General features: G+C 30.6%; 23 protein-coding genes. 4 read left to right on the top strand and 19 right to left on the bottom strand.

Features of this window, described 5'->3' with window-relative positions:
• The 4 genes from BN3657_RS05455 to BN3657_RS05440 form a co-directional block, all read right to left on the bottom strand.
• The gene (locus tag BN3657_RS05455; protein ID WP_062552085.1) at positions 1 to 1,521 is read right to left on the bottom strand and encodes a YifB family Mg chelatase-like AAA ATPase; all 1,521 of its coding nucleotides are present in this window, start codon (positions 1,519 to 1,521) and stop codon (positions 1 to 3) included.
• Between the two features lie 140 nt (positions 1,522 to 1,661).
• Complete coding sequence (locus BN3657_RS05450; RefSeq protein WP_062552084.1) at positions 1,662 to 2,957, bottom strand: copper amine oxidase N-terminal domain-containing protein; 1,296 nt, start codon at positions 2,955 to 2,957, stop codon at positions 1,662 to 1,664.
• Positions 2,958 to 3,143: 186 nt separating this feature from the next.
• Positions 3,144 to 4,391, bottom strand: coding sequence for an aminopeptidase (locus BN3657_RS05445; RefSeq protein ID WP_062552083.1), 1,248 nt, complete (start codon positions 4,389 to 4,391; stop codon positions 3,144 to 3,146).
• Between the two features lie 123 nt (positions 4,392 to 4,514).
• On the bottom strand, positions 4,515 to 5,858 hold the full coding sequence (locus BN3657_RS05440) for an oxaloacetate decarboxylase subunit alpha (RefSeq protein ID WP_062552082.1): 1,344 nt from the start codon (positions 5,856 to 5,858) through the stop codon (positions 4,515 to 4,517).
• A gap of 232 nt (positions 5,859 to 6,090) precedes the next feature.
• Between BN3657_RS05440 and rpsD the strand changes: the two genes are divergently transcribed.
• A complete protein-coding gene (gene rpsD, locus BN3657_RS05435) occupies positions 6,091 to 6,687 on the top strand; it encodes a 30S ribosomal protein S4 (RefSeq protein ID WP_019138062.1) in 597 nt (198 codons plus the stop codon).
• A gap of 50 nt (positions 6,688 to 6,737) precedes the next feature.
• On the opposite strand, the gene BN3657_RS05430 is transcribed toward rpsD, so the two are convergent.
• Both BN3657_RS05430 and BN3657_RS05425 read right to left on the bottom strand, forming a co-directional pair.
• Positions 6,738 to 7,031: a hypothetical protein gene (locus BN3657_RS05430; protein ID WP_062552081.1), complete on the bottom strand. Its 294-nt coding sequence runs from the start codon at positions 7,029 to 7,031 to the stop codon at positions 6,738 to 6,740.
• 92 nt (positions 7,032 to 7,123) lie between these two features.
• Positions 7,124 to 8,428: a sodium-dependent transporter gene (locus tag BN3657_RS05425; protein ID WP_019138061.1), complete on the bottom strand. Its 1,305-nt coding sequence runs from the start codon at positions 8,426 to 8,428 to the stop codon at positions 7,124 to 7,126.
• Between the two features lie 167 nt (positions 8,429 to 8,595).
• Here BN3657_RS05425 and BN3657_RS05420 point away from each other — a divergent pair, with 167 nt between their 5' ends.
• Positions 8,596 to 8,853 carry a putative signal transducing protein gene (locus BN3657_RS05420; protein ID WP_019138060.1) on the top strand — a complete coding sequence of 86 codons (258 nt, stop codon included), beginning with the start codon at positions 8,596 to 8,598 and terminating at the stop codon, positions 8,851 to 8,853.
• Positions 8,854 to 8,952: 99 nt separating this feature from the next.
• On the opposite strand, the gene BN3657_RS05415 is transcribed toward BN3657_RS05420, so the two are convergent.
• The 7 genes from BN3657_RS05415 to BN3657_RS05385 all read right to left on the bottom strand — a co-directional run bounded on the left by BN3657_RS05415 (position 8,953) and on the right by BN3657_RS05385 (position 15,841).
• Positions 8,953 to 10,020, bottom strand: a complete 1,068-nt coding sequence (locus BN3657_RS05415) for an alpha/beta hydrolase (RefSeq protein ID WP_062552080.1) — start codon at positions 10,018 to 10,020, stop codon at positions 8,953 to 8,955.
• A 178-nt stretch (positions 10,021 to 10,198) separates the two neighbouring features.
• Positions 10,199 to 10,639 (bottom strand): ATP synthase subunit B family protein, encoded by a 441-nt coding sequence (locus tag BN3657_RS05410; RefSeq protein WP_062552079.1) that lies wholly within the window; start codon positions 10,637 to 10,639, stop codon positions 10,199 to 10,201.
• A complete protein-coding gene (gene coaD / locus BN3657_RS05405) occupies positions 10,636 to 11,121 on the bottom strand; it encodes a pantetheine-phosphate adenylyltransferase (RefSeq protein ID WP_040542363.1) in 486 nt (161 codons plus the stop codon). Before coaD ends, BN3657_RS05410 begins: the two co-directional genes overlap by 4 nt.
• Positions 11,099 to 11,665, bottom strand: a complete 567-nt coding sequence (gene rsmD / locus BN3657_RS05400) for a 16S rRNA (guanine(966)-N(2))-methyltransferase RsmD (RefSeq protein ID WP_062552078.1) — start codon at positions 11,663 to 11,665, stop codon at positions 11,099 to 11,101. The genes coaD and rsmD overlap by 23 nt, the downstream gene beginning before the upstream one ends.
• 53 nt (positions 11,666 to 11,718) lie before the next feature.
• Positions 11,719 to 13,749 (bottom strand): ATP-dependent DNA helicase RecG, encoded by a 2,031-nt coding sequence (gene recG, locus BN3657_RS05395; protein WP_062552077.1) that lies wholly within the window; start codon positions 13,747 to 13,749, stop codon positions 11,719 to 11,721.
• A gap of 60 nt (positions 13,750 to 13,809) precedes the next feature.
• Complete coding sequence (locus BN3657_RS05390; protein ID WP_062552076.1) at positions 13,810 to 15,474, bottom strand: DAK2 domain-containing protein; 1,665 nt, start codon at positions 15,472 to 15,474, stop codon at positions 13,810 to 13,812.
• A 13-nt stretch (positions 15,475 to 15,487) separates the two neighbouring features.
• A complete protein-coding gene (locus BN3657_RS05385; protein ID WP_019138054.1) occupies positions 15,488 to 15,841 on the bottom strand; it encodes an Asp23/Gls24 family envelope stress response protein in 354 nt (117 codons plus the stop codon).
• Between the two features lie 181 nt (positions 15,842 to 16,022).
• On the opposite strand from BN3657_RS05385, the gene rpmB reads away from it, so the two are divergent.
• Positions 16,023 to 16,214 (top strand): 50S ribosomal protein L28, encoded by a 192-nt coding sequence (gene rpmB / locus BN3657_RS05380; protein ID WP_019138053.1) that lies wholly within the window; start codon positions 16,023 to 16,025, stop codon positions 16,212 to 16,214.
• 158 nt (positions 16,215 to 16,372) lie between these two features.
• On the opposite strand, the gene BN3657_RS05375 is transcribed toward rpmB, so the two are convergent.
• Positions 16,373 to 17,650, bottom strand: coding sequence for a bifunctional folylpolyglutamate synthase/dihydrofolate synthase (locus tag BN3657_RS05375; RefSeq protein ID WP_062552075.1), 1,278 nt, complete (start codon positions 17,648 to 17,650; stop codon positions 16,373 to 16,375).
• A gap of 122 nt (positions 17,651 to 17,772) precedes the next feature.
• Here BN3657_RS05375 and brnQ point away from each other — a divergent pair, with 122 nt between their 5' ends.
• On the top strand, positions 17,773 to 19,080 hold the full coding sequence (brnQ, locus tag BN3657_RS05370; RefSeq protein WP_062552074.1) for a branched-chain amino acid transport system II carrier protein: 1,308 nt from the start codon (positions 17,773 to 17,775) through the stop codon (positions 19,078 to 19,080).
• Positions 19,081 to 19,162: 82 nt separating this feature from the next.
• On the opposite strand, the gene radA is transcribed toward brnQ, so the two are convergent.
• From radA to BN3657_RS05345, 5 genes are read right to left on the bottom strand one after another with little or no spacing between them, the layout of a single operon-like run.
• A complete protein-coding gene (gene radA / locus BN3657_RS05365; protein ID WP_062552073.1) occupies positions 19,163 to 20,539 on the bottom strand; it encodes a DNA repair protein RadA in 1,377 nt (458 codons plus the stop codon).
• Positions 20,511 to 22,976 carry an ATP-dependent Clp protease ATP-binding subunit gene (locus BN3657_RS05360; protein ID WP_062552072.1) on the bottom strand — a complete coding sequence of 822 codons (2,466 nt, stop codon included), beginning with the start codon at positions 22,974 to 22,976 and terminating at the stop codon, positions 20,511 to 20,513. Before BN3657_RS05360 ends, radA begins: the two co-directional genes overlap by 29 nt.
• A complete protein-coding gene (locus tag BN3657_RS05355) occupies positions 22,973 to 23,953 on the bottom strand; it encodes an ATP--guanido phosphotransferase (RefSeq protein ID WP_062552071.1) in 981 nt (326 codons plus the stop codon). The genes BN3657_RS05360 and BN3657_RS05355 overlap by 4 nt, the downstream gene beginning before the upstream one ends.
• Complete coding sequence (locus BN3657_RS05350) at positions 23,946 to 24,458, bottom strand: UvrB/UvrC motif-containing protein (protein ID WP_019138048.1); 513 nt, start codon at positions 24,456 to 24,458, stop codon at positions 23,946 to 23,948. The genes BN3657_RS05355 and BN3657_RS05350 overlap by 8 nt, the downstream gene beginning before the upstream one ends.
• An 11-nt stretch (positions 24,459 to 24,469) precedes the next feature.
• Positions 24,470 to 24,922, bottom strand: a complete 453-nt coding sequence (locus tag BN3657_RS05345) for a CtsR family transcriptional regulator (protein WP_062552070.1) — start codon at positions 24,920 to 24,922, stop codon at positions 24,470 to 24,472.
• Between the last annotated feature and the right edge of the window lie 195 nt (positions 24,923 to 25,117).

The raw sequence follows: 25,117 nt of genomic DNA, 5'->3' as shown, positions 1-25,117 counted from the left end.
CTAGTTGCCCCAAAACTTTTTATCCATTGTCCTGTATTGAATACTTTCTAAAATGTGATCTTCTTTTATATTTTCACTCTTATCCATATCAGCAACTGTTCTAGCAATTTTTAAAATTTTATTATAAGTTCTGGCACTCATTCCATATTTTTTAAAGGCAAGTTCCAATATTTTTTCAGAATTTTTATCAAGACAACAATATTTTTTTAATTTATTTTCTGGAATTTCAGAATTATATTTGAAACTCTCATCTTTAAATCTATCTTTTTGTATTTCTCTTACATATTTAACCCTATTTCTTATAATTTCAGATGATTCTCCTGACCTTTTTGAAGAAATATCTTTATAATTTACTTCAGGAACTTCAAGATGAATGTCTATTCTATCTAATAGAGGGTGTGAAATTTTTGAAAGATATCTTTGGATTTCATAAGGCGAGCAATTGCACTCGTGAGTTTTTGAATTGTGAAAACCGCATGGGCAGGGGTTCAATGCCACAAGGAGTTGGAAATCTGCTGGATACTTGACACTAGCATTGGCACGTGAAATTATTATGTCCTTTGATTCCATAGGTTGACGCAAGACTTCTAAAACAGACTTTGAAAATTCAGGAAGTTCATCTAAAAAAAGTACTCCCTTGTGTGCAAGAGAAATTTCACCAGGTTTTGGAATTTTTCCTCCTCCTATTAAAGAAACTGCTGAAGCTGTGTGATGCGGTGATCTAAAGGGTGGCTTTGTAATTAATGAATTGTCTTCTAACAATCCAGAAATGGAATAAATTTTTGTAACTTCTATAGCTTCTTCAAAATCAAGTTCTGGCAAAATAGTTGGAAATCTTTTTGCCGCCATTGTTTTTCCAGATCCAGGTGATCCTAAGATTAAAATATTTGACTTTGCTGATGCCGAAATTTCTAAAGCTCTTTTTAAATTTTCTTGTCCCTTTATATCTGAAAAATCCACTTCATAAGAAACCTTTTCCCTGATTAGACTTCCCATACATCTTTCAATTTGAATTTCTCCTTTTATAAAAGAAATAACTTCTTCTAAAGTCTTTACAGGATAAATTTCCACATCAGAAACTATGGCACATTCTTTCCTATTTTCATAAGGGACAATAAATTTTCTGTAGCCCTTTTCTCTCATGGAAATGACCATGGGAAGGGCGCCTTGAATTTTATTTATCTTTCCATCTAGAGCGAGTTCTCCCATGTAGACATAGGGTGAATAGTCCATCTCAAGGCTTTCATCACAACTAAGAAGACTAACTGCTATGGCAAGATCTAATTGAGTCCCATCTTTTCTCAAATTTGCAGGAGCTAAATTTATCGTAATTCTCTTTTTTGGGAAGTCGAATCCAGAATTTTTTATGGCAGATTTTACTCTTTCAGTTGATTCTTTTACAGCTGTATCTGCTAGTCCAACTAAAATAATTTTGGGCATTCCATTTGATAAGTCTACTTCAACATCTACTGGATATCCATTTAAACCAGTTAAGGTGCAGGTCTTGGTGCAAGAGTACATAATTCCTCCTTATCTATCTAAAGTTTATAATTTTATTCTTATTTATATTCCTATTTATATTCTATCAGAAAACCTTTACAAATTCTAAAGTAATTAAAAAAAGTCAGGCCTTCATACCTGACTTCATTTCATTTTAAAAATTATTTTTCAACTGTAACTATTACTTCCTTATCAACTCTTTTTGAAAGTTCTTGATAATGCTTAGTCATTTCCTTGTTGTTAAAGTCCACTTGAGCATCTCTTGGAACTCCTTCAGCAGTTTTAATTGTGCCCTTGGAATTTATAAGTTTGTAAAGACCGTCATACATAACATAATCGCCCTTTTTTTGCTCAAATTGTTCGTAATACTTAATACATCCTCCAAAAGTTTTATTACCTGATTGGACAATTTTTTTGTCTGATATAAAGTAACCCGGTCTCCAAGTTGACTTTTCAACTACAAGTTCCTTCATAAGATCATTTGGAATCTTAATTGTTACCTTTGGATTTCCAAAAGTGAAAGTAGTGTAGGCTTCCTTAATAGGAGCAGCTTTTGGTGTGCTTTCTTTTGTTTTTTCAACTGGCTTAGTTTTTTCTGTGCTATCTTCTACTTTGTTAATATTTTTCACATCAAATTTTGGGAAAATATTATTTGTTGGAAGGGCAAGTGATTCTTGGAAATTCTTTAGAGTCTCGTCGCTTCCCTTTAGGCTTGGATCAAGCTTCTTTAGACTTTTATCTGAGAATTCGTATCTAACTAGGACTTTACCATTTTCTTGGTAAAGGTTAAGGGCTGGAAAGATGGCTTTTTCTTTTTCTGTACCAATTGAACCAACAAGTCCACTCATTGTTCCCTTTTTATAAAGTCCCTTGTCATAAAAGTTTACAAGACCTTCTGCTGCTGACTCTTCAATAAAAATATTATTTTCAAAATTATCTTTTACATAAAGAGTAAAACCATACTTGGAAAAATCTAACTTTTTAAGATTTGAGTAGTCTATATTTCTTGTGTTAAGTCCATTTCCAATATAAACAGCACCATCATTAGGATTCCAGCTAATAGGTTTGTTGAGAGATTCTCCAACATAACGAATTGGAACATAGGTGCTGTCCTTGTAAAGAATTGGAGCCACGTCCATTGTCTTCTTAAGTCCATTGACTTCAAGATTTTTGCTTTTAACATTCATGCCAACTTCTTGACCATTTCCCTTGATTGTAATATTACGAGTAGTATGATCGTAAGTTACGTCAAAGCCCAAAGTTTCACTGACAAATCTTAAGGGCACATAGGTACGACTGTTTGATATAAATCCATAAAATTTTGAGTCACCCTTATAGGCAGTCTCACAATCTGCACCATCAATTACAAGTGGTGTGTCAAAGTCGTAGGCATAGACATTGGCACTTAAAGTTAGGACCAAGGCAAGCCCAAATAATAATTTTTTAAATCCTTTCATAAGTATCCTCCTTAACTTAAAATAAAATATCTATAATTAAAATTTTATCATATTAAAGAGAAATATATAAAAGATTTGGCAAAATAGATCTTTTAATTTCTTATTACAATTCTAAAAAAAATAAAAAACCTCTTCACTAGTTTACTAGCAAAGAGGCTTAAATTTCATCTTACTTTTATAAATTGATTAAATTACAAAATTTCCTTCTTTAAAGATTTGAACTTCTTCTCCATTTTCTTTTACTCCAACTATTTCAGTTGTAGCATCTCCTATCATAAAGTCCACATGAGTAAGAGAATCATTCATTCCACGATCTTTTAATTCTTCAAGTGAAAGTTTTTCCCCACCTTCAATACAAGTTGGATAGGATTTTCCTAATGCTAAGTGACAAGATGCATTTTCATCATAAAGTGTGTTATAGAAAAGAACTTTTCTCATAGAAATTGGAGTATTATAAGATACTAAGGCAACTTCACCTAATCTCTTTGAACCTTCATCTGTTTCTAAAATATTTTTTAAATATTCTTTTCCTGATTTTGCATCATAATCGACAACAAGACCATCTTTAAAAACTAAATAAAAATCTTCAATTAAATTTCCATTGTAATTTAGTGGCATTGTAGAATAAACTTTTCCATTTACTCCATCAAGTCTTGGAGCAGAAAAAACTTCTTCACTTGGCATATTTGCAATGAATTCTTCTCCATCACTATTTAAATCCCCTGCTCCTGCAAAGATATATCCCTTTGGAAGTCCAACTTCCAAGTCAGTTCCCTTTTCTGATTTATAAACTAACTTTTCAAATTTATTTTCATTTAAAAATTTGCTGTATCTGTTTAAATTATTTACATGATTTTCAAGAGCTTTTTCTGGATCTTCTTCAAAAAGTCTAACGGAGTTAAAAATTTCAAACCATAATTTTCTCACTGCCTCATCTTCTTCCAAGGAAGGAAAAACTTTTTTTGCCCATGAAGGGATGCTTGCTCCCACAACTATCCATGAAACATAATTTGCCATCATTTTAGCAGAAAAATCTCTCAAAGCTTTTGAAGATGCAAGATTTGATTTAAATAATTTTTCTGAATCAAGTCCCTTAAACACATCTGGATCTGATCCTGTAACTGAAAGGTATTTTGCCTTTTTTTCCATATAATAATTTTCTTTATCTACTTTATGCTTAGGAATATCAGTTAGTACTTCTACACTTTCATTTTCGTATTTAAGTTTTTGAATTAGTGGGTCCCTATAATCTACAACAACTTCACTTGCCCCTAATTCATAAGCTTTTTTTGTACAAGTTATGGCAAAATCTCTCGCTTCAATTGGACATCTCACAACTAACTTATCGTCTTTTTTTATTTTTAGACCAATTTTTAAAATCAGTTCAGCATATTTTTCTATATAATCTTCAACTTTAAAATCTTTAAAATCCATCTAATCATCCCTTCTATTTTAAAAAATATTTTTTACTTTAATAAAATTAATATACAACAAAAAGTTGGCAAATGCAAAAAGATACTACCCTATCTAGTAGTATCTTTTAATAAAATTTATAATTTATTTTTCATATTTTTTTGTCAAAAATTCTTTTGTAACTTGTGGGAATAAGGCGTAAGTCAATACATCTTCTTCTGTCTTTGCAAGATTTCCTATTTCTGTCTTGTAATTTTCAAGAGCTGGTGCTAAGTGATTTGCTGGTCTATCAGTTATAACTTCTGCATCCCCAATAATAGATTTTCTAAATGCATCATCTATTTCCACTGGACTCTTGCCGTATAAACCCTTTAAATAATCCTTGATTTCATTTGGAACCATCTTGTATCTCTTTCCAGTCATCACGTTAAAGGAAGCTTGAGTACCAACCATTTGGCTCATAGGAGTTACTAGTGGTGGATAACCCATGTCTTTTCTAACATTTGGAACTTCAGCAAGAACCTTGTCAAATAAATGATCTTGTTTAGCAGCAGAAAGTTGCGAACTAAGATTTGAAAGCATGCCACCAGGCACTTGGTATATTAATCCTTTTGGATCTACTGTTAGCATTTTAACTCTCATTGTTTTATCATTAAGATATTTATTTTTTACTTCTTGGAAGTATGGTGCAAGTTCACTTAAAATATCAAAATCTAAGTCTACATCATAACCTGCTTCTTTTAAAATTATTGCAAGAGTTTCAGTTGGTGGCTGACTAGTTCCTCCTGAAAATGGAGAAAGTGCTGTATCAATAATATCTGCTCCCTCTTCTATTCCCTTTAAATAAGTCATAGATCCACAACCTGTAGTTTCATGAGTGTGAAGTTCTATTGGAATATCAATTGCCTTTCTAAGAGATCTTACTAAATCTCTTGAAACTGGTGGAGTCAAAATTCCTGCCATGTCCTTTATAGCAATAGAGTCTGCACCCATTTCTTGAACTTTTTTTGCAAGGTCTGTGAAATAATCAATTGTATGAACTTCAGAAGTAGTATAACAAATTGCAACTTGTGCTTCTGCTCCAGCTTTTTTTGTTGCCTTTAGTGAAATTTCAATATTTCTAATGTCATTTAAAGCATCAAATATTCTAATAATATCAATTCCATTTTTAACAGAAAGCTCCACAAATTTTTCCACAACATCATCAGGATAGTTTTTATATCCCAAAAGATTTTGTCCTCTCAAAAGCATTTGTGTTTTTGTGTTTTTAAAATGAGATTTTATATTTCTAAGTCTTTCCCATGGATCTTCATCAAGATATCTTATGCAGGAGTCAAAAGTGGCTCCACCCCAGCATTCTATAGCTTTATATCCAACCTTATCTAGTTTATCCAAGGCAGGTTCCATATCCTTATATGTCATTCGTGTTGCCATAAGTGATTGATGAGCATCACGAAGAATTGTATCAACGAATTCTATTTTTTTCATAAATCCTCCTAGGTAAATTTTACTTTCAGATTAATTCTATTTAAATTAAGTATAACATATATACCCATAATATTTTCATAGATAAAGTGGTTTTTCGACAAATTATATTTGTTAGTATATAAAATTTTTCTTGCCAATATTTTGCTATCTCCTTTACAAATCAATCTTAATTTAGTATAATGCAATCGGCTTATAAATTATCGCGGCGAAAATTTATAGGAGTTTGATAAAAATGGCAAAAATGATGGATCCAAAGTTCAAGCAATCAAGAAGACTTGGACTAAATGTATGCGGTCACCCAAAGGCAATGAAAAAAGCTACAAGAGGTACTGCAAGAAGTGATAAAAAACTTACTGAATATGGTAAGCAACTTTTAGAAAAACAAAGATTAAGAGCATATTATGGTGTTCTTGAAAAACAATTTGTTAATCTATTCAAAGAAGCTCAAAGAGCTCAAGGACAAACAGGTCCTAACCTTGTAATATTCCTTGAAACAAGACTTGATTCTTTATGTTACAGAATGGGCTTCGCTTCTTCAATTAGACAAGCAAGACAAATGGTTACTCACGGTCACTTAACTGTAAATGGAAATAAAGTAAATATTCCTTCTTACAGATGTGAAGCTGGTGATGTAATTGCATTATCTGCTAAAGGAAAAAAAGTTGATTTATTCAAAGAAAACTACAACACTAATATCGTAGCTAACTTCCCTTACATTTCTAAGGATGAAGACTTTAAAGCAACTTTAGTAACTCTTCCAAATAGAGAAGATGTTCCAATAGAAATTGAAGACCAATTAATCGTTGAATTCTATTCAAAGAATATGTAATGAAAATGAAAAAGACCCTGCTTGGGTCTTTTTTTGGTGCATTTTTTTTATTAAATTTCATTTGAAATAGTATTTAAAATATTTAATTCTTCTTCCTCATAGCCTAACAAGAGAAGATTTTTATAGATTCTATCCATAAGTTCTAAAAATTTATCCTTATTTTTCTTGGCAAAAAATACAATAGTCACATTTAAATTATTCCCTTTCTTAGAATATGATTTGAATTTGTTTATTTTTAACTCTTCATTTAATTTTTTTAAAACATATTCATCTTTTGTATCTAAAAAAACATAGGACACTTTAAAAGGATTTATAACTTTTAATTCTAATACAAAATCATTCACAATAAATTGCCTCCCAAAATAAAAATTTATATTTAAATACTAAAAAAAGTCGTATGTTTTTCCCATGCGACTTTTCCTTTTTAATGACTGTTTTATTTTATAAATTGACTAAAGAATATTATCACAATTACAATAGGTGATATATATTTTATACTTACATTCATCCAAGTTCTAATAAAAGGACTTTTTATATTAGCTGCTTCTAAGACATTTTCCATTTTCCAAGCTCTTGCAGAGAATAGTGCTATTAATAGACATCCTATTACTAAGATATAATTACTTTCAATATTATCTAAAAATGCAAAGGCTGGATCATAGAAAATAGAAACTGCAGCAATGGCAATTATTATTACACTTGCAAGAATAAGAGCCTTAATTCTTTCTAGTTTAAATCTTTCCATAAATTGTCCAACAATTGCTTCTAATACTCCTACTGATGAAGTGAAAGCAGCAATGTAAAATCCAAAGTAAAATAATACTGAAAGCACTCTTCCAAAAGGAACAACATTAAAGGCAAGTGGAAGTGTTAAAAATGTAAGTCCCACTCCTTCTCCTGGTGTTAGTCCTGTTGCAAATACAATAGGAAGAATCATAAGTCCTGATAAAATACCTGCAAAAACAAGTGCAAGACAAATTACAGAAGAGTCTTTAAAAATATTTTCATCCTTTTCTTTGATATAAGAACCAAAAACCATGGAACCTAGCATTGCAAGACCCAAGGCAAAGAATGCCTGACCAAGACAAGTTATAACTGAATTTAGAGAAAATTTTGAAAGATCTGGTTTAAATAAGAAAGTAATACCTTCTTTTGCACCAGGTAATCTAAGTCCAAATATAATTATTACAATCATAATAACAAATAAAATTGGTATTAGAACTTTTGAAACTCTCTCAATTCCCTTTTGTACTCCAAGAATTATAACTGCATTGTTAAGTAAAAAGTTAACAAGGAAAAATAAAAATACAGTTCCTTTATTTGCATTAAAGGCATCAAAATAATTTTGAATTCCTTGACTATCTAGACCAACGAAATCGCCCATAAATGCACCTGCAATATATTTAATTATCCATGCATAAATAACTGAAGTATAACCAACAATAATAAGGGCTGCAATTGTGTGTAGGTAACCTGCTAGATACCATTTTGTATTTGGTTTTAAATTTTTATAGGCATCTATTGCTGCGTTACCCGTTGCATAACCTATGGTAACTTCACAAGTCATAAGAGGTATTCCTATAACTAAAATAATTAAAATGTATAAGAATATAAATATTGCTCCACCGTTTTCGCCAACTACGTAAGGAAATCTCCAAAGAGTTCCTATTCCAAGGGCAAGGCCAATGGCAACCATAATGAATCCTAGGATTGATGAAAATCCTTCATTTTGTTTTGACATACGCTCTCTCCTTTTTTATATACTAGAAATACTACCATAAAAATAAATTTTTTTAAATAGATAAAGGAAATTTTCCCCTTTAAAGCGAAAAATTTTTTTTGTTTTTCTACAATTTTATAAAATTTATTCTTTTTTGCTTTCGTGGTATAATCATTTTAGGTGATAATATGAAAAAAGATATCGAATATGTAAAACTAGTGACTTCAACAAATAAACTTATCTTTGATGAAATTTGTGCCTTCTTAGAAGACAATTCAATACCCTATTTTGTAAAAGATGAAGGTGACTACATGCGTCTTATATCAGGTTTTTCTCTATATGAAAAGGGAATTTATGTGTCTGAAAGTGACTTTGAAGAAGCAAATGAACTTCTAATTTATTTTATGAATGACAATGACACAAGTGGCGACTTATCCTTTGATTAATTTTTAAAAATAAATAATTTAAAAAGCTGAGAATTTTTTCCTCAGCTTATTTTTTTGTAATACTTCTATTAAATTTTCAATCAATAAATAAGATTTGATTTATTTATCTAAAAAGTTCACCAAGTCCTTAAAGACCTCTTCTCTATTATCTTCTCTAAAAATCTCGTGTTTCATATTTTTGTAAAGTTTTGAAGAAATATTTTTATATCCAACTTTTTTCAAGATATCAATGGAACTTTCAAAACCTTTTTCTCCACCAATAACTACATCGTCTTCTCCAGCAATTAATAAAATCTCAAGTTCCGGATTTCTAAACTTGTAATTATTTATTTTATTTAGTTCATTAACTCCTTCAAATACAGATAGATATCCTCTATTCTTAAAAACAGCTGGCATTGAAGGATCTTTTTCTGCATCTAAAATATTTTCTTTGCTGTAACTTATCCAGTCAAAATGTTTTTTCTCACCATTGTAAAGATTTTTTAATATGGCTAGGGTTCTTCTCTCTCCAAAGTAAAAATTTACGAAGTTTCCTACAAATATCGCAAGAGGAACTTCTGAAATATAATTAGGTGGACCTGATAGGGCAAGTTTTTTTATTAAATTATCTCCTTTTTCAAGATAAATTCTTCCAAACACAGTTCCAAGAGAATGACCAATTAAATAAACATCTTTTTCTTTGAATTTCTTTTTAAGTTCTCTCGTAATTGCTAGATTGTCATCGACAACTTTTTCTACACCATCAATATATCCAAGTGGGTACTTTTCACTTAGAGACCTTCCATGACCCCTATTATCAGAAATAAAACAAGAATATCCATTTTTATTTAGATAATCAATTAAATAAAAATACCTTTCCTTATGTTCAAGAGCTCCATGAATAATTTGAACTATTGCTTTAGAATTTTCTACAGGAAAATATCCTCCATCAAGAATAAAATCATCATAAGATTTTATTTTCACCTTTTGAAAATTTGGCAAAGTATGAAAATCTTTTTCATTTCCAAATTTACAATAATTTTCTTTAGTTTCACTAGTTTTAGTTAAAAATTCTAAATCACAATTTATTTCAACATTTTCATTTTGAAGAAGTTTATTAGATTTCCTATAATGAATTTGTGGAATTAATAAAATAATTATAATAAGTAAAATAATAAAATATAACATGATTCACCTCAAACTCATTATAACAAAGTCTTATCTTATTTTGTTGATATAATATTTTAAAAGCAATATATTTTCATAAAAAAGGAAGGACTTGCCCTTACAATTTATTTTACTTCAATTTCATAATTATAAATAATAAAAAAAGACCTGAGTGAAAAACCCAGGTCCAAAACTTAATTTATCCTCTTAATTCTTGTCTATTTTCGTTAAGCATCTTAATAATTTCTGAAAGATTAACTTGAGTATTTTCAAGTAATTCGTCTGCATAATCTCTTGCGCCTTCTCTAATTTGAGTTGACTCTTCTTTTGCAGATTTCAAAATTTCAGATGCTCTTTCATTTGCTTGTCTTACAAGTTCATTTTCATCAATAATTTTTTCAGAATGAGCTCTTGCTGCAGAAATAATTTTATCTGCTTCATCATGTGCTCCATTGATGATATCGTCCTTATCTTGTGCAATTCTTTGAGCTTCAGAAATCTCTCCAGGAATTTGTGCTTTTACTTCATTTACAATTTCCAAAAATTCATCTCTATCTACCATTACCTTGTTTGTAAGTGGTATTTGTGATGATGTTTCTACAAGATCTTCTAATTCTTCAACTAAATCAATTAAATTCATATCTTCCTCCTAAGTAATTTTTTCTTCATAGCTTCTCCTACAATAGGAGGCACGAATAAATCTGTATCTCCGTCAAAGGTTGCTACCTCTTTTGCAAGTGTTGAACTTACAAATAAATTTTCATTGGATGACAACAAAAATACAGTCTCAACACCGTACTTGTAATTTTTGTTTGCCATGGCAAGTGTATATTCACTGAAATAATCAGAAGCTGATCTAAGGCCCCTAACTATAACCTTGCAGTTTTTCTTTTTTGCATAGTCTACTAGAAGTCCATCAAAGGAATCAATTTCAATTCCTTCCATGCCATCTAAAACTTCATGGAGCAGTCTTTTCCTTTCTTCCACTGTGAAAAGTCCCTTTTTGGAAGTGTTGTCTAAAACAGCAACAACTATTTCTCCAAAAATATCTCTTGCTCTTTTTATAATGTCTAAATGACCATTGGTCACAGGGTCGAAGCTACCCGCATATATTGCTTTCATTTTCATCCCATCCACATATAGAAATTGAAGTATTTCCATATTTTTTATTTTTTAATTCTACAAAGCCTTCTCCAATTAAAAGTGGTTTATCAGTATTATACTCCACAATTAATTTTCCATCTTCTTTTAGAATTTTATATTCTTTTACTAGCTTAAAGGCTTTCTTATATAAATCACGTCTATCAAAGGGTGGATCCATATAAATGTAATCAAATTTTACATCTAAATTTTTCAAAGCTTGATTTAAGTGATCTTCTATAACAAAAGCCTGATCAGAGAATTTTGCTTTATCAAGATTTTTTTTGACACAAACTATAGCTTCCTTGGACTTATCAACAAAGTATGCTTTTTCAGCACCTCTAGATATAAATTCAATTCCATTGGCACCACTGCCACAAAATAAATCCAAAACTATATCTCCAAAAAAATTTTGACCAAGGATATTAAAAACCGATTCCTTAACCCGATCTTCTGTGGGTCTTGTGTCTAGTCCTTTAGGAGCTATTAATTTGAGCCCTCTTCTGTTTCCTGCAATTATTCTCATAAAGCCTCCAAATTAGTTTTATTTTACCATAAGAAAGGATATATTGAAAGATGTTAGTTCAAATCAGAGTAAAATTCAGCGATTTCTTTATTTAGATAAGAATATTTCTCCCCTTCTAAGTTTGGATCTTCTTCTAAAATATTTCTAACATCATCTGCTGCATATTTTAAAATAGTTTCATCTCTAAAAGGATCTGCAAGTCTTAAATTCGGCATTCCTGATTGTCTTGTTCCAAGAATATCTCCAAAACCTCTAAGTTCTAAATCCTTATTTGCAATATAAAAACCATCATTTGAATCTGTCATTATTTTCATTCTTTCCCATGAAATTTCACTTTTAGAAAGATTATACAAGATACAGTAGGACTGTTGATCTCCTCTTCCTACTCTTCCACGAAGTTGATGTAGAGTTGATAAACCAAATCTCTCTGCATTATAAATCATAATTACACTGGCATTTGGAACATTTACCCCAACTTCAACAACAGTTGTAGAAACCAAAAGATTTATTTTGTTCTCTGCAAAATCTTCCATGATCTTATTTTTTTCATCAGCCTTCATTTTTCCATGAAGAAGTCCAATATTAAATCCGCTAAAATACTCACTTAATTCTTCAAATACTTTTTCAACTGCCTGCAAGTTTTCATAATCTTGATTTTCTTCAATTAGTGAGCAGATTACATAGGCTTGTCTTCCTTTTTTTAGCTCCTTTTTTATAAAATCAAGGGCCTTATTAAGCATATTTTCATTTATGGCAACTGTCTTAATTGCTTTTCTTCCCTTAGGCATTGTCTTTATTACAGAAATATCTAAATCTGCATAAAGGACTAAACTCAAACTCCTTGGGATAGGTGTAGCTGACATAACAATTGTAGCTGCATCTTTATTTTTATTTTGAAGCATATTTCTTTGGACAACTCCAAAACGATGCTGCTCGTCAATAACATTTACTGCTAATTTTTTAAAAACCACATTTTCTTCTATTAGAGCATGAGTTCCAATTAAAATATCAATAGAACCCATTTCCAAATTATCTAAAATATCTCTCTTTGCAGCCTTTGTAGTTGAGCCAATTAAAAGTCCTATCTTTACTCCAAGAGGTTCTAAAAGTTCCACAAAGGATTCAAAATGTTGTTTGGCGAGGATTTCTGTTGGTGCCATTATAGATGATTGATATCCATTTAAATAGGAAAGATACATAAGAACAATTGCAATAATTGTCTTTCCACTTCCAACATCACCTTGAATGAGTCTATTTATAGCCTTTCCCTTTTTCATATCTTCAAAAATTTCATCTAAAACAGAACTTTGTCCTTCAGTGAGTTTAAAGGGAAGATTTTCTATAAATTCATAAATTTCATCTTTTATTTCAAATTTTATGGCATCTCGCCTTTCATTTTGTATTTTATTTTTTAAAATGGAAAGCTCAAACAAAAATAATTCTTCATAAATTAATCTTTGCCTTGCTTGTATGTAATTTTTTCTACTGCTTGGATAATGAATGCTTTTTATAGCTTCATTTTTACCAATGAAAGAGTATTTTTCTAAAATCTCTTTTGGCAAATTTTCTCTAAACAAGTTTTTGTCAATAACTTGATTAATAACTTTTTCAAAAACAAAATTATTCAAGCCTTCTGTTAATCCATAAATAGGAGAAATTTTGCCCAGTTTTTTTAATTTATCTATTCTTTCAATTTCAGGACTTGACAAGCTCACCCTGCCCCTAAAGTAATCAACTTTTCCATAAACTAGATAGCTATTTCCAATAATAATTTGAGAATTTAAATAATAGGCATTAAAAAAGGATAACTCTACCTGACCAGTTTCATCTTCAGCAAGAAAACTAGTTAAGCTAAGTCCCTTTCTTATCCTCCTATTTTGAAGTTTAGAAATAATTCTAACTTTAAAAGTACTTTTTTCTCCAATTTTTGCTTCTGAAAGTTTTATTATCTTTGAGGAATCTTCATATCTTCTTGGATAAAAATGTAAAAGATCATAGACAGTATAAATTCCAAGTTTGTGAAATAATTCTGCCCTCTTAGGTCCAATTTGTTTTAAAGTTTTTATAGAATCACTTAACTTCATATTTATCTCCTATTAGAAAAGCCCAAAGCAAAACTTCGGGCTCCTTTAATGATTTAAAATTTATTCTAGGGAAATGATGTAATAATAAATAGGTTGATCTCCTTCTATTACATCAATATCAATGTCTGGATATTTTTCTTCTAATGTTTCACGAACTTTTTCTGCATCTTCTTCTTTTACATCTTCTCCATAGAAAAGTGTTACAAGAGAAATATCATCATTCATTAATTTTTCAACAGTTTCAGTTACTACATCAAAAATAGTTTTACCGCTCGAAATAATATCTTTAGAAGCAATACCTATTATATCGTCCTTGTGAATTTCCTTTCCACCAATTGTTGTATCTCTAACTGCATATGTTACAGACGCATCAGTGACACTTTCTAAAGCTTCTATCATGTTTTCTTTGTTTTCTTCTTTTGTAGCTTCTTCGTTAAAGGCAAGCATAGCAGCTATACCTTGTGGAACAGATTTTGATGGAATTACAATTATTTCTCTATCAGAAATATCTCTTGCTTGTTCTGCAGATAAAATTATATTGCTGTTATTAGGGATAAGATAAATTACCTTTCCGCCAACTTTTTCTACACCCTTTAGAAGATCTTCTGTAGATGGATTCATAGTTTGTCCACCTGCAACAACATAATCAACACCTAGAGATTTAAAAGTTTCTGTCATTCCATCTCCCATGGAAACAGTAATAAAGGAATAATCTTTTTCTTCAATAGTTTCTTCCTCTTCTTCTCTTTTTTTAGCTTCAGCGACTTCACTGTCATCGAAAAGAACTTCTCTGTGTTGGTATCTCATATTGTCAATTTTAATATCTTGAAGAAGACCAAGTTCACAAGCGTGTTGAAGAACAATTCCTGGATCATTAGTATGAACGTGAACCTTTATTAAATGACTTCCGCCACCACCAACAACTAAAAGGCAATCGCCTAGTGGTGCAATTTTTTCTCTAAAAGAGTCAATATCTTCATAGTCAGTATTTATAATAAATTCAGTACAATAACCAAATTTTAATGAAGTATCTGCTTCAGTAAATTGCACTTCTTTTTGAGCTTTTTTCTTTAAAGTTTCGTCTTCACTTTGATCAGCTATATCTTCGCCCTTTAATACTTTAAGAGAACCTTCAAGTAAAACCACAAGACCCTTACCACCAGCATCAACTACACCAGCTTCTTTTAAAACTTTAAGTTGATTTGGAGTGTTATCAAGAGATTTATTTGCCTCAAGAATTACATCTTCCAAGAATTCAATAGGTTTTTCACTTTTTTTATAATGTCTAATGGCAAAATCAGCTGTTTCTCTACCAACTGTAAGAATAGTACCTTCAATTGGTTTCATGACAGCTTTATAAGTTGTTTCACTTGCTTTTTTAAAAGCATGAGCAATAGCAGCTGTGTCTGCTTCGTCAATTCCTTCAAGCCCCTCAGAAAATCCTCTTAAAAGTTGTGAAAGAATAACTCCACTGTTTCCCCTTGCTCCCATTAGAGCACCACGAGCAGCAGCTGCAGATACATCAGCTACAGTAAAATCCCCTTCTAAACTATCTATTTGTTTTAAGGCAGATTTTGATGTAAGGCTCATGTTAGTTCCTGTATCTCCATCTGGAACAGGAAACACATTAAGGGCGTTGACCTCCTCCTTCATGGATATTAGATAATTTACAGCCCCCTTAAAAATATCTTTTAATAAGGGACCATTAATTTTATTTATTTCCAAAATCTTACCTCCACTATTTAAGTCTAATACCTTCTACCAAGACTTCAATATTATCTACTTCAAGTCCTGTCAAATTCTCAACATTAAACTTAACTCTTTCTATAATATTTTCACCAACAGTAGAAATTTTTACTCCATATTCTAAAATAACATGAAGTTCAATATTAATTTCATTTTCGTTAGTGTTTACAACAATTCCCTTTGATAGATTTTCAAATCTTAAAAGTTCAAAAATTCCATCTGCGGCATTTTTTGATGCCATTCCAACAATTCCGTAGCTTTCCATGGCTGAAATACCAGCTATGTTTGCAAGTACGCTATCTTCTATTACAATATTTCCAAGTTCTCTATTTATAATTGCCGGCATGAGGGCACCTCCTTATCTAGTCCATTATAACAGAATTTACAATATATTAACAGAATTTCAAAATATCCTTTGTAAAAAATTAGAATTTAGTGTAAAATAAGTACATATTGAAAAAATTATTTGCACTTAGCAGCATTTTTTGATAAAATATTGTCTGCTTAATAACTAAAGGAGGTGCGTTATGGCTAAAAGATGTGATATATGTGGAAAAGAAAAATCATTCGGAAATAAAATTTCTTTCTCTCACTCTCGTTCTAACAGAAGCTGGTCTCCTAACATTAGAAGAGTTAAGGCTGTAGTTAATGGATCAACAAAAAGAATCAACGTATGTACTAGATGTTTAAGATCTGGTAAAGTCGAAAGAGCTATATAATTAAGGGTCTTAGATAAGATCCTTTTTTTATGTAGATTTTTACATAATAAAACAAATTGTGTCTAAAAAAGAAAACCCCTGAAAATTGTGCTGACTTCCAAAAGTTACTTTCTAAGTTCAACTTTATGGAATCACATCAAATTTTTAGGGGTAATTTTTTAGCTTAATTTTTCTAATAAAATTTTTCTTATATCCTTTATAAGATATAAGGATCCACACCAAAGAATCATATCGCCATCTTCTGCAAGAGCTAAAGTTTTTTCCACTGCTTCTTGTCGGTTTCTTATAGCATAAATTTCCTTATTTGAAAAACTTTTAAATTCCCTTTCAAGAGAATCTAAATCTGTAAATCTTTCATTATCTATTTCTGTCAAAACAATTTTATCAGCAATTTTTTCTATTTTTTTCAAAATATTTGAGTGATCCTTATCTTTTAAAAGACTAAATCCCAAAATTAAATTCTTATATTTAAATTTCTTTACACTTTTTTTTATTTTTTCTATTGAATCTAAATTGTGAGAACCATCTACAAGAACAAGTGGATTTCTTGATAAACATTCAGTCCTTCCAATATTTACTGCCTTTTTAAATCCAAGTTTTATCTTTTCTTCATCTAATTTATATTCTTCTTTTAAAGAGTCTAAGACCATAAGAACTAGAGAAGCATTTAGGGCTTGATGTTCTCCAATAAGAGAAATTTCTACATTTTTATGATTTCTAAAATCAAACTTATTGCCAAATTCATCTGAACTTATTAATCTAACTTCATCTAGGAAAAATTCATTAAAGCTTGAAGATTTTTCTTTAGATATTTTTTTAAGTTCTTGTCTTGCTTCTTCATTTTGAGGATAAGAAAATACAGTAGAATTTTCTTTTATAATTCCTCCCTTTTCACGAGCAATTTTTTCTAAAGTATCTCCCAAAATATTTGCATGATCTAGGGCAATATGGCAGAATACTGGAATAGATTTTTCCATTACATTTGTAGCATCAACTCTTCCACCCATTCCAACTTCCATTACTGCAAAATCTAATTTTTTTCTAGAAAAATAAATATAGGATATAGCTGTCAAAATCTCAAAACCACTGACAAAAATCTTCTTCTCGTCAAGTTCTTCTACTTTAGATCTAACCTCACTCGCTATATTGGCAAAATCTTCTTCAGAAATTTCTTTTCTATTTACTTCTATTTCTTCACGAATATTTGTTATATAGGGAGATGTAAATTTGCCAACAGAATAATTATTTTCAATAAGGGCATTTGCAATAAAACTTGCAACTGAACCCTTCCCATTAGTTCCTGTAATGTGAATTATTTTTAATTTATCTTGAGGTCTATCAAAAATATCTAATAGAGCCTTAATATTATCTGTAGTAAATTCTCCCAGAGGTATGTTTCTATTTTCAAGCCAAGAGACTGCATTTTTGTAATTCATATAAAACTTCCTTTCAATATAAGTGATATTATCAAAATTTTTATCCTTAATCAATATTTTATGTACCAAATTCTCTTCCAATGTGATAGAATAAGAAAAATATATTTATGGAGGTAGAAAAGATGAACAAAGAAATTCGGATGAAAGATTTATTTATTATCGGCTTCGCACTATTTGCAATGTTTTTTGGAGCTGGAAACCTAATCTTTCCCCCTTACTTAGGTTTATTGTCGGGGCACCAATGGTGGATTGGATTTTTAGGCTTTACAATTACAGACGCAGGTTTAGGCCTACTGGCAATTATTGCCCTATCCAAATACGATGGTAACTTAAATGTTTTAGCAACTAGGATCAATAAGACTTTTGCAATTATAATTTCAACAGCAATTATTTTATGTATTGGACCTTTCTTAGCTACACCAAGAACTGCAGCTACTACTTATGAAATAGCTATATTGCCAATTTTTGGTGAATCATTTAATAGATACTTATTTTCAGTAATTTTCTTCGTAATTGCTTGTTTATTGAGTATTAGACCAAGTAAGGTAGTCGATATTGTCGGCAAGTTCCTTACTCCATCACTTTTAATCTGTATGACAGTTTTAATTATCAAGGGTATTGTCAGTCCTATTGGAGAAATAGCAGACACAACAATGATTGACAATGTTCTAAAAAAAGGTATTACAGATGGATACCAAACAATGGATGCTATTGCAGGATGTATGTTCGCACTTGTTGTTATTAATGCAGTTAAAACTAGAAATTATTCTTCAAAGGCTCTTGAAATAAAGGCTACTATTATGTCAAGTGTCATAGCAGTAATTTTCTTAGCTTTAATTTATGGTGGTTTATTATATCTAGGAGCCCAAACTTCTGGACTAGGAGTTTATAATCAAGATACTGATTCCACTCTTCTTCTTGTTGACATAACAAATAGAGTTTTAGGTGGAGTAGGTGTTTATATCTTAGGTATTATAACTGCTCTTGCTTGTCTTACAACAGCAATTGGATTAATTTCTGCTACAGGTAACTTCTTTAACGACTTAACTTTTAACAAAATTTCCTACGAAAGAGTTGTTGTTATATGTTCAATAGTTTCATGTTTAATATCAATGCTTGGTGTTACACAAATCATAAAAATTTCTGCACCAATCCTTGAAATTATCTATCCATGTGCAATGACAATTGTCATTTTAGGACTATTTAACGAAAAAATTAAGGACGACTTAGTTTTTAAAGTTCCTCCAATTGTTTCACTTATATTTGGATTTTTATTTGTATTGCAAGGCAAAAATCTACTTGGTGGATTTGGAGATATTTTGACAAAACTTCCACTTACTGAATTTGGACTTGGATGGGTTGTTCCAATGCTTCTTAGTCTTGTTATTGCTATGATAATTTCAAGCGCACAAAATAAAAAAGTAGCTTAAAATAATTATTTTTAAATCACAAAAAACTCTTCTTACTGCAATTAGTAAAAAGAGTTTTTTTTATTGTCTCTTTTATTAAATTTTAAATATCAAATAATTTATTAAGCACTTCAGAAATATTTGACATTTTTATAACTTGAAGTTCCTTATAATTTTCTTCTTTTACACTAGAATATTTCGACACATAGGCCTTTTTAAAACCCATTCTTTCAGCTTCTCTTAGTCTTGTATCTAAACTTGGAACATTTTTTAATTCTCCTGTTAGACCAACATCAGCAATAAAAACGGAATTTGCTTCAACGGCTTGATTTAAGGTTGAAGAAACAATTGAAACCATAACTGATAAGTTTGATGCTTGTTCCTTAACTTTAATACCTCCAGTAGATTTTACAACAATATTTTTATCTAAAAAAGTTATTCCTGCTCGCTCTTCCAAAATGGAAACTAAGGTATTTAAATGTTCTCTTCTCACGGATTCAGAAATCCTTGAAGGATATGGCAAAAATGATTTTGATGCAAGGGCTTCTGTTTCAAGAATTATTGGTCTTGTTCCTTCTCTTATAACTGAAAGAGAAGATCCTGCAACTTGTTCTGAAATAGATCTTTTTGTCATAAAATATTCAGAAGGATTATCTATTGAAATCATTCCTCTTTCTGTCATTGAGAAAAAACCAATTTCTCCTGTTGAACCATACCTATTTTTTGTTGTCATAAGAGATCTCAAATCCTCTGAAGAATCTCCTTCAATTAGTAAAACTGTATCAACTAAATGTTCAAGACTTCTCACACCAGCAAGTTCATCTTGCTTAGTCATTTGACCTACTAAGAAAACCATACGAGGTTTTTCCAAATCCTTTGCAACTTCAGTCATCTTGTAAGCACACTCCATGGTTTGAGTTGGCGTTCCAGGTCTTTGAGAAAATTCATCAAGAGTAAAAGTTTGGATGGAATCAATAATTATAAGTTGAGGATCGATTTTTTCTATCTGATCCAAAACCGAATTAAGGGAAGTGACTGAGTAGACCCAAATATTATCTGATAATTTATTGAGAATTCTCTCAGCTCTCATCTTAATTTGAGTTTCAGATTCTTCTCCAGATGCGTAAAGTACTCTCATGCCTTTGTTTGCAATATCATTGGCAACTTGCATAAGAAGAGTTGACTTACCTGACCCAGGTTTTGCAGTTAAAATGCTAACAGAATCGCGAACGATTCCTCCGCCCATGACCCTGTTAAATTCTTCTATGCTTGTCTTAATTCTTTCATCGGAAGAAACTGCAACAGCTTTTAATTTTTGAGCATCTTTTTTTATTTTTTTACTTTTTGAAGGAGAACTACTAGAAGTATCCTCTTCTTTTTCTTCTAAAGTATTCCAAGAATTACAGTTTGGACATTTCCCAAAATATCCATGGGAAATGTATCCGCACTTATTACATTGATAGACTATTTTCTTTTTCATCTTTCGCCTTTTTTGTTTTCTTTACTTTTTTTATCTGAATCTTCTTGTACTTAACATCTACAGATATTTCGTCGCCCTCTTTTATTTTACCATCTAAAAATTCGTCAGCAATCTTGTCTTCAATTAATTTTGTAATGGTTCTTTGAAGAGGTCTAGCACCAAATACCTTGTCATATCCTTCATCAACTAGGAAATTAATAAGTTTATCGGTATAAGTTGCCTTTATTCCCATATCTAAAAGTCTAAGGCTTAAAATATCAAGCATATTTTTAACAATATCTTTAATTTCAGTTTTTTCAAGAGCCTTAAATATTACAACATCATCAACTCTATTCAAAAATTCTGGTCTAAATTTTTCTTTTAAAGAATCATTAATAATGCCCTTCATTTTTTCAAATTCACTTTTCTTTTCAGAATCCTCTGATGTTGAAAATCCAAGAACTGAATTTTTTGCAAGAAGATTTGCCCCTGCATTTGAAGTCATAATTATAACTGTGTCCTTGAAATTTACAGTCCTTCCCTTAGAATCAGTGAGTCTTCCTTCATCAAGAATTTGCAATAAAATATTAAAAATATCAGGATGAGATTTTTCTATTTCATCTAATAGAATTACTGAATAAGGATGAGTCCTAACTGCTTCAGTTAGTTCGCCACCTTCATCATATCCAACATATCCTGGAGGAGAACCCACAAGTCTTGAGACAGTGAACTTTTCCATATATTCAGACATGTCAAACCTAATCATATTTTCTTCTTTACCAAATAAGTTTTTAGCAAGACTCTTTGCAAGATAAGTCTTACCAACACCAGTTGGACCTACAAAAATAAAGGAACCTATTGGTTTATTTGGATCCTTTAGTCCAATTCTAGACCTCTTTATTGCCTTAGAAAGTGATTTAACGGCTTCATCTTGTCCCTTGACATCTTCTTTTAATTTTTCATCTAAATCTCTTAACTTTTCAGTTTCTTCTTCTGTCATTTCAGTCACAGGAACTTTTGACCATTCAGAAACTATATGAGCAATAAGTTCTGGACTTACTTCTTTTTTTGATTCCTTTTTCTTAAAGTCATCCCAGCTTTTTTTATATTCATCTTCAAGTTTCTTTTGTTCATCCCTAAGATTTGCTGCAAGTTCATAATCTTGATCCTTAACGGCTTGATTTTTCTTTTCTTCAATTTCTTCAAGCTCTAATTTATACTTTTCTTCAAAATCAGGAATCTTGTAAGATTCAATCTTTAACTTTGAACTTGCTTCATCAATTAAATCTATTGCCTTATCTGGCAAGAACCTGTCATTTAAATACCTGTCAGAATATTTGACTGCAGCTTCAATACTCTCATCTGGAATAAGGACATTGTGATGGTCTTCATAAATATTTTTAAGACCCTTTAAAATTTCTATTGAATCTTCAGTACTTGGTTCATCTACCATAATTGGCATTAGTCTTCTTTCAAAAGCAGAATCTTTTTCAATTTTTTGTCTATATTCAGAAATTGTTGTAGCTCCAATAATTTGAAGAACTGACTTTGTTAACATTGGCTTTAAAATATTTGAAGCATCAAGAGAACCTTCAGCTGAACCTGCACCAATTATAACGTGCATTTCATCTATAAATAAAATAATATTTTTATTTTTGCTTGCTTCATTAGTTACATTTTTAAGCCTTTCTTCAAAGTCTCCTCTATACTTTGCTCCAGCAATAAGCTGTGAAATGTCCAGAGTTAAAATGATTTTATCCTTCATAAGTTCTGGCACATTTCCTGCTACAATCTCTGCTGCAAGTCCTTCAGCAATGGCAGTCTTACCAACTCCAGGTTCTCCAATTAGGACAGGATTATTTTTTGTCCTACGAGATAGAACTTGAATTACTCTTTTTATTTCTTTTTCTCTTCCTATAACTGGATCAATTTTTCCTTCTTCTGCTTTTTTATTTAAATTAGTTGTATATTTGTCCAAGGCTTCAGAAGGAACTTCTCTTCCATCTTCATAATCTTCATAATCTTCCATATTATTTAAAATATCATTTTCAAGACTCATAATATCTATTCCAAGTCTTTTTAAAACTAAGATTGCAACACCTTGACCTTCTCTTAAAATTCCAAGTAAAAGATGTTCTGTAGAAACTGTGTTTTCTCCCATTTCTCTTGAAATCTCAAAGGCAAGTTCAAAAATTCTTTTTGTCCTTGGAGTGTAAGCAATGCTTGAAACGACAGGACCTTGTCCTTGACTTACAATATCAAGTGTAGTTTCCTTTGCTTTTTTATAATCTATACCGAGTTTTGAAAGGATATGAGCACCTGTATCTGTACCTTCTCTTAAAATCCCAAGAAGTATGTGTTCTGATCCTATATATGAATGTTTTTGTTCCCTTGCTTCTTGTTGAGCAAAGAGAATAGCTTTTTGTGATTTTTCACTAAATCTTCCAAACATACTCATTTGAAAACCTCCTTCATGAGAGCTCTCGATTTATTTGCCCTTAAAATATCTCTAGATTTAAGGTCAAGAATTGATCCTCTCTCAATTTGTAAATGTCCATTTCTAAGTTTCATAATCTCTTTATAAAAGTCAAATTCCCTATTTGCTTTTAAAATTGAAAGTTCAATTCCAAGATTAATCATGCTCATGGACTGCATCATCTCTTCTTCCGACAACAATCTTGCATTTGCAAGAAGTCCATAGGACCTATTAACCATATCTTCTAGGCTAATAATATTATCTAAATAAAGTTTTTTTCTATTTTCCAATTCAACATCAGCAATTTCATCAGTGATTAGTTTTAATTTTTCCACATAAGATTTTTCATCTTCAGTTAAAGTTGATTCAAAGGATAGGGTGTAAATACTTGCAAGAGCTTTTTTTGACTTGTCCCTATAAGAACCAAGAGTGTAACCAAGTCGAGATAGACCTCTTGCTATTTCATTTATGCCAAAATAATTTAAAGCTGGAAGATACATAAATGTTATTGGCTTAAATCCAGTTCCCGCATTAAAAACTCTTGAAGTTAAATAACCATAGTCTGGATTAAAGGCAAAATCTATTTTGTCTTCCAATTTTCCCTCTAAATCATAAATTTCTTCATAAAGTTCATCAAGCGACTTTGTTCTAGAAAATTTCGAAAGTTCTATGTGCTCACTTGAATTTAACAAAATATCTGGTTCATCTACTTTTTGATAGTAGCCAATGTTTTCCCTTTCAACAAATCTTTTGCCAAGTCTTCCTTCTTCTACAAATTTTAACTTTCTGAGGGAAGACATATTTTCAATATCAATCTTCTCATATCCAAGTTCTCTTATTATTGGATGAAGAAATTCCAAATTATCCTTTAACTCTTCATCTGTCATTGATTGGACAAATTTTTTGCTGTCAATGTTTCTATATAATTTAATCTTATTTCCCAAAATTATATTAGACATGGGCATCTTCCTTTAAAATTTTTATCTCATCTCTAATTTCTGCTGCCTTTTCATACTCTTCTAAGCTGACTGCAAGGTCTAGCTTTTCTTGTAAATCTTCAAGTTTTCTATTATAAACTATATAAGTTTCTGCATTTTTTGGAATTTTTCCCCTATATTTTAAATTTATATTTAAAGCTTTTAAATAAGACTTAATTTCACTGCCAAAAGAATCATAACATTTTGGACATCCTAAAATACCAGTGTTTTTTAGTTCTCTAAAACTTCTACCACAATATTCACATTTAATATCATCTTCGTCATCTTTATAAGAATTTGCAGTAAATTTAAAAATATTTTTTAGAGCATTTTCAAGTTGAGGAATTATATTTTGATAACCCTGAAACTCCTTTTTAAATTTTTCTTCTGCACAAACTTGGCATAAGTGAACTTCCTCTACCTCATCATTTTTTATCCTTGTATATGAAATTATAGATTCTCTTTCCTTACAATTGTCACACAACATATTCTTCCCTCCTAGCTGAAAATAACGAGAAGCATATTTTTTAATAAATCTGCCCTTATTTTATTTCTATTTTCGCATTGGCTAAGTGACCTGTCAGACAAACTCACTTTAATGAGTTCCATTTCCCTCTTAGTAACTTTTTTACGTCTTACAAGTTCTTTCAAAACATCGTCACAATTATTTTTTGTAATAGAATCACCTATAAAATTTAAAAAAGTATTGAGTGTATCTTCATCATCCTCCAACTTAACTTTGACTATTCTTATATAGCCTCCTCCGCCACGTCTTGACTCAACATAATAACCCTTAAAGGGTGTAAATCTAGTTGTCAAGACGTAATTAATTTGTGAAGGAGCACAATTAAATTGGTCTGAAATTTTTGATCTTTGTATCTCAAGAGCTCCACCAGATTCATAAATAAGTTCATTTAAAAATTCTTCGATGGAATTGGATAATTTTGCCATAGTATCATTCCTTTGACTATCTTTGTCTTTTAAATCAGAGTAAGTCTGACTATCTTTTACTATCTCTAGTTTAATATAAACTAGGTTTTTTGTAAAGTATTTAGTTTCGTATCCTTTTAAGCTTCTATATTTTTTTGTTATTTTTAAAGCATAATTACTTTTATTATTTTATTAAAAATTTAAGGAATTGTTTAA

This window comes from Peptoniphilus phoceensis (assembly GCF_001517665.2).
GTDB classification, from domain to species: domain Bacteria; phylum Bacillota; class Clostridia; order Tissierellales; family Peptoniphilaceae; genus Peptoniphilus_A; species Peptoniphilus_A timonensis.
The sequence above is the reverse complement of the archived record's forward strand: the minus strand, read 5'-3'. Positions and strand labels throughout refer to the sequence as shown.

Coding starts and splice junctions, on each gene's coding strand:
- BN3657_RS05345 (WP_062552070.1), bottom strand. CDS start 24,922: ATGGCAAAATTATCCAATTCCATCGAAGAATTTTTAAATGAACTTATT.
- rpsD (WP_019138062.1), top strand. CDS start 6,091: ATGGCAAAAATGATGGATCCAAAGTTCAAGCAATCAAGAAGACTTGGA.
- BN3657_RS05415 (WP_062552080.1), bottom strand. CDS start 10,020: ATGTTATATTTTATTATTTTACTTATTATAATTATTTTATTAATTCCA.
- BN3657_RS05355 (WP_062552071.1), bottom strand. CDS start 23,953: ATGTCTAATATAATTTTGGGAAATAAGATTAAATTATATAGAAACATT.
- BN3657_RS05410 (WP_062552079.1), bottom strand. CDS start 10,639: ATGAATTTAATTGATTTAGTTGAAGAATTAGAAGATCTTGTAGAAACA.
- BN3657_RS05440 (WP_062552082.1), bottom strand. CDS start 5,858: ATGAAAAAAATAGAATTCGTTGATACAATTCTTCGTGATGCTCATCAA.
- BN3657_RS05455 (WP_062552085.1), bottom strand. CDS start 1,521: ATGTACTCTTGCACCAAGACCTGCACCTTAACTGGTTTAAATGGATAT.
- BN3657_RS05360 (WP_062552072.1), bottom strand. CDS start 22,976: ATGAGTATGTTTGGAAGATTTAGTGAAAAATCACAAAAAGCTATTCTC.
- BN3657_RS05450 (WP_062552084.1), bottom strand. CDS start 2,957: ATGAAAGGATTTAAAAAATTATTATTTGGGCTTGCCTTGGTCCTAACT.
- BN3657_RS05350 (WP_019138048.1), bottom strand. CDS start 24,458: ATGTTGTGTGACAATTGTAAGGAAAGAGAATCTATAATTTCATATACA.
- BN3657_RS05420 (WP_019138060.1), top strand. CDS start 8,596: ATGAAAAAAGATATCGAATATGTAAAACTAGTGACTTCAACAAATAAA.
- BN3657_RS05445 (WP_062552083.1), bottom strand. CDS start 4,391: ATGGATTTTAAAGATTTTAAAGTTGAAGATTATATAGAAAAATATGCT.
- radA (WP_062552073.1), bottom strand. CDS start 20,539: ATGAAAAAGAAAATAGTCTATCAATGTAATAAGTGCGGATACATTTCC.
- brnQ (WP_062552074.1), top strand. CDS start 17,773: ATGAACAAAGAAATTCGGATGAAAGATTTATTTATTATCGGCTTCGCA.
- recG (WP_062552077.1), bottom strand. CDS start 13,749: ATGAAGTTAAGTGATTCTATAAAAACTTTAAAACAAATTGGACCTAAG.
- BN3657_RS05375 (WP_062552075.1), bottom strand. CDS start 17,650: ATGAATTACAAAAATGCAGTCTCTTGGCTTGAAAATAGAAACATACCT.
- rpmB (WP_019138053.1), top strand. CDS start 16,023: ATGGCTAAAAGATGTGATATATGTGGAAAAGAAAAATCATTCGGAAAT.
- BN3657_RS05385 (WP_019138054.1), bottom strand. CDS start 15,841: ATGCCGGCAATTATAAATAGAGAACTTGGAAATATTGTAATAGAAGAT.
- coaD (WP_040542363.1), bottom strand. CDS start 11,121: ATGAAAGCAATATATGCGGGTAGCTTCGACCCTGTGACCAATGGTCAT.
- rsmD (WP_062552078.1), bottom strand. CDS start 11,665: ATGAGAATAATTGCAGGAAACAGAAGAGGGCTCAAATTAATAGCTCCT.
- BN3657_RS05425 (WP_019138061.1), bottom strand. CDS start 8,428: ATGTCAAAACAAAATGAAGGATTTTCATCAATCCTAGGATTCATTATG.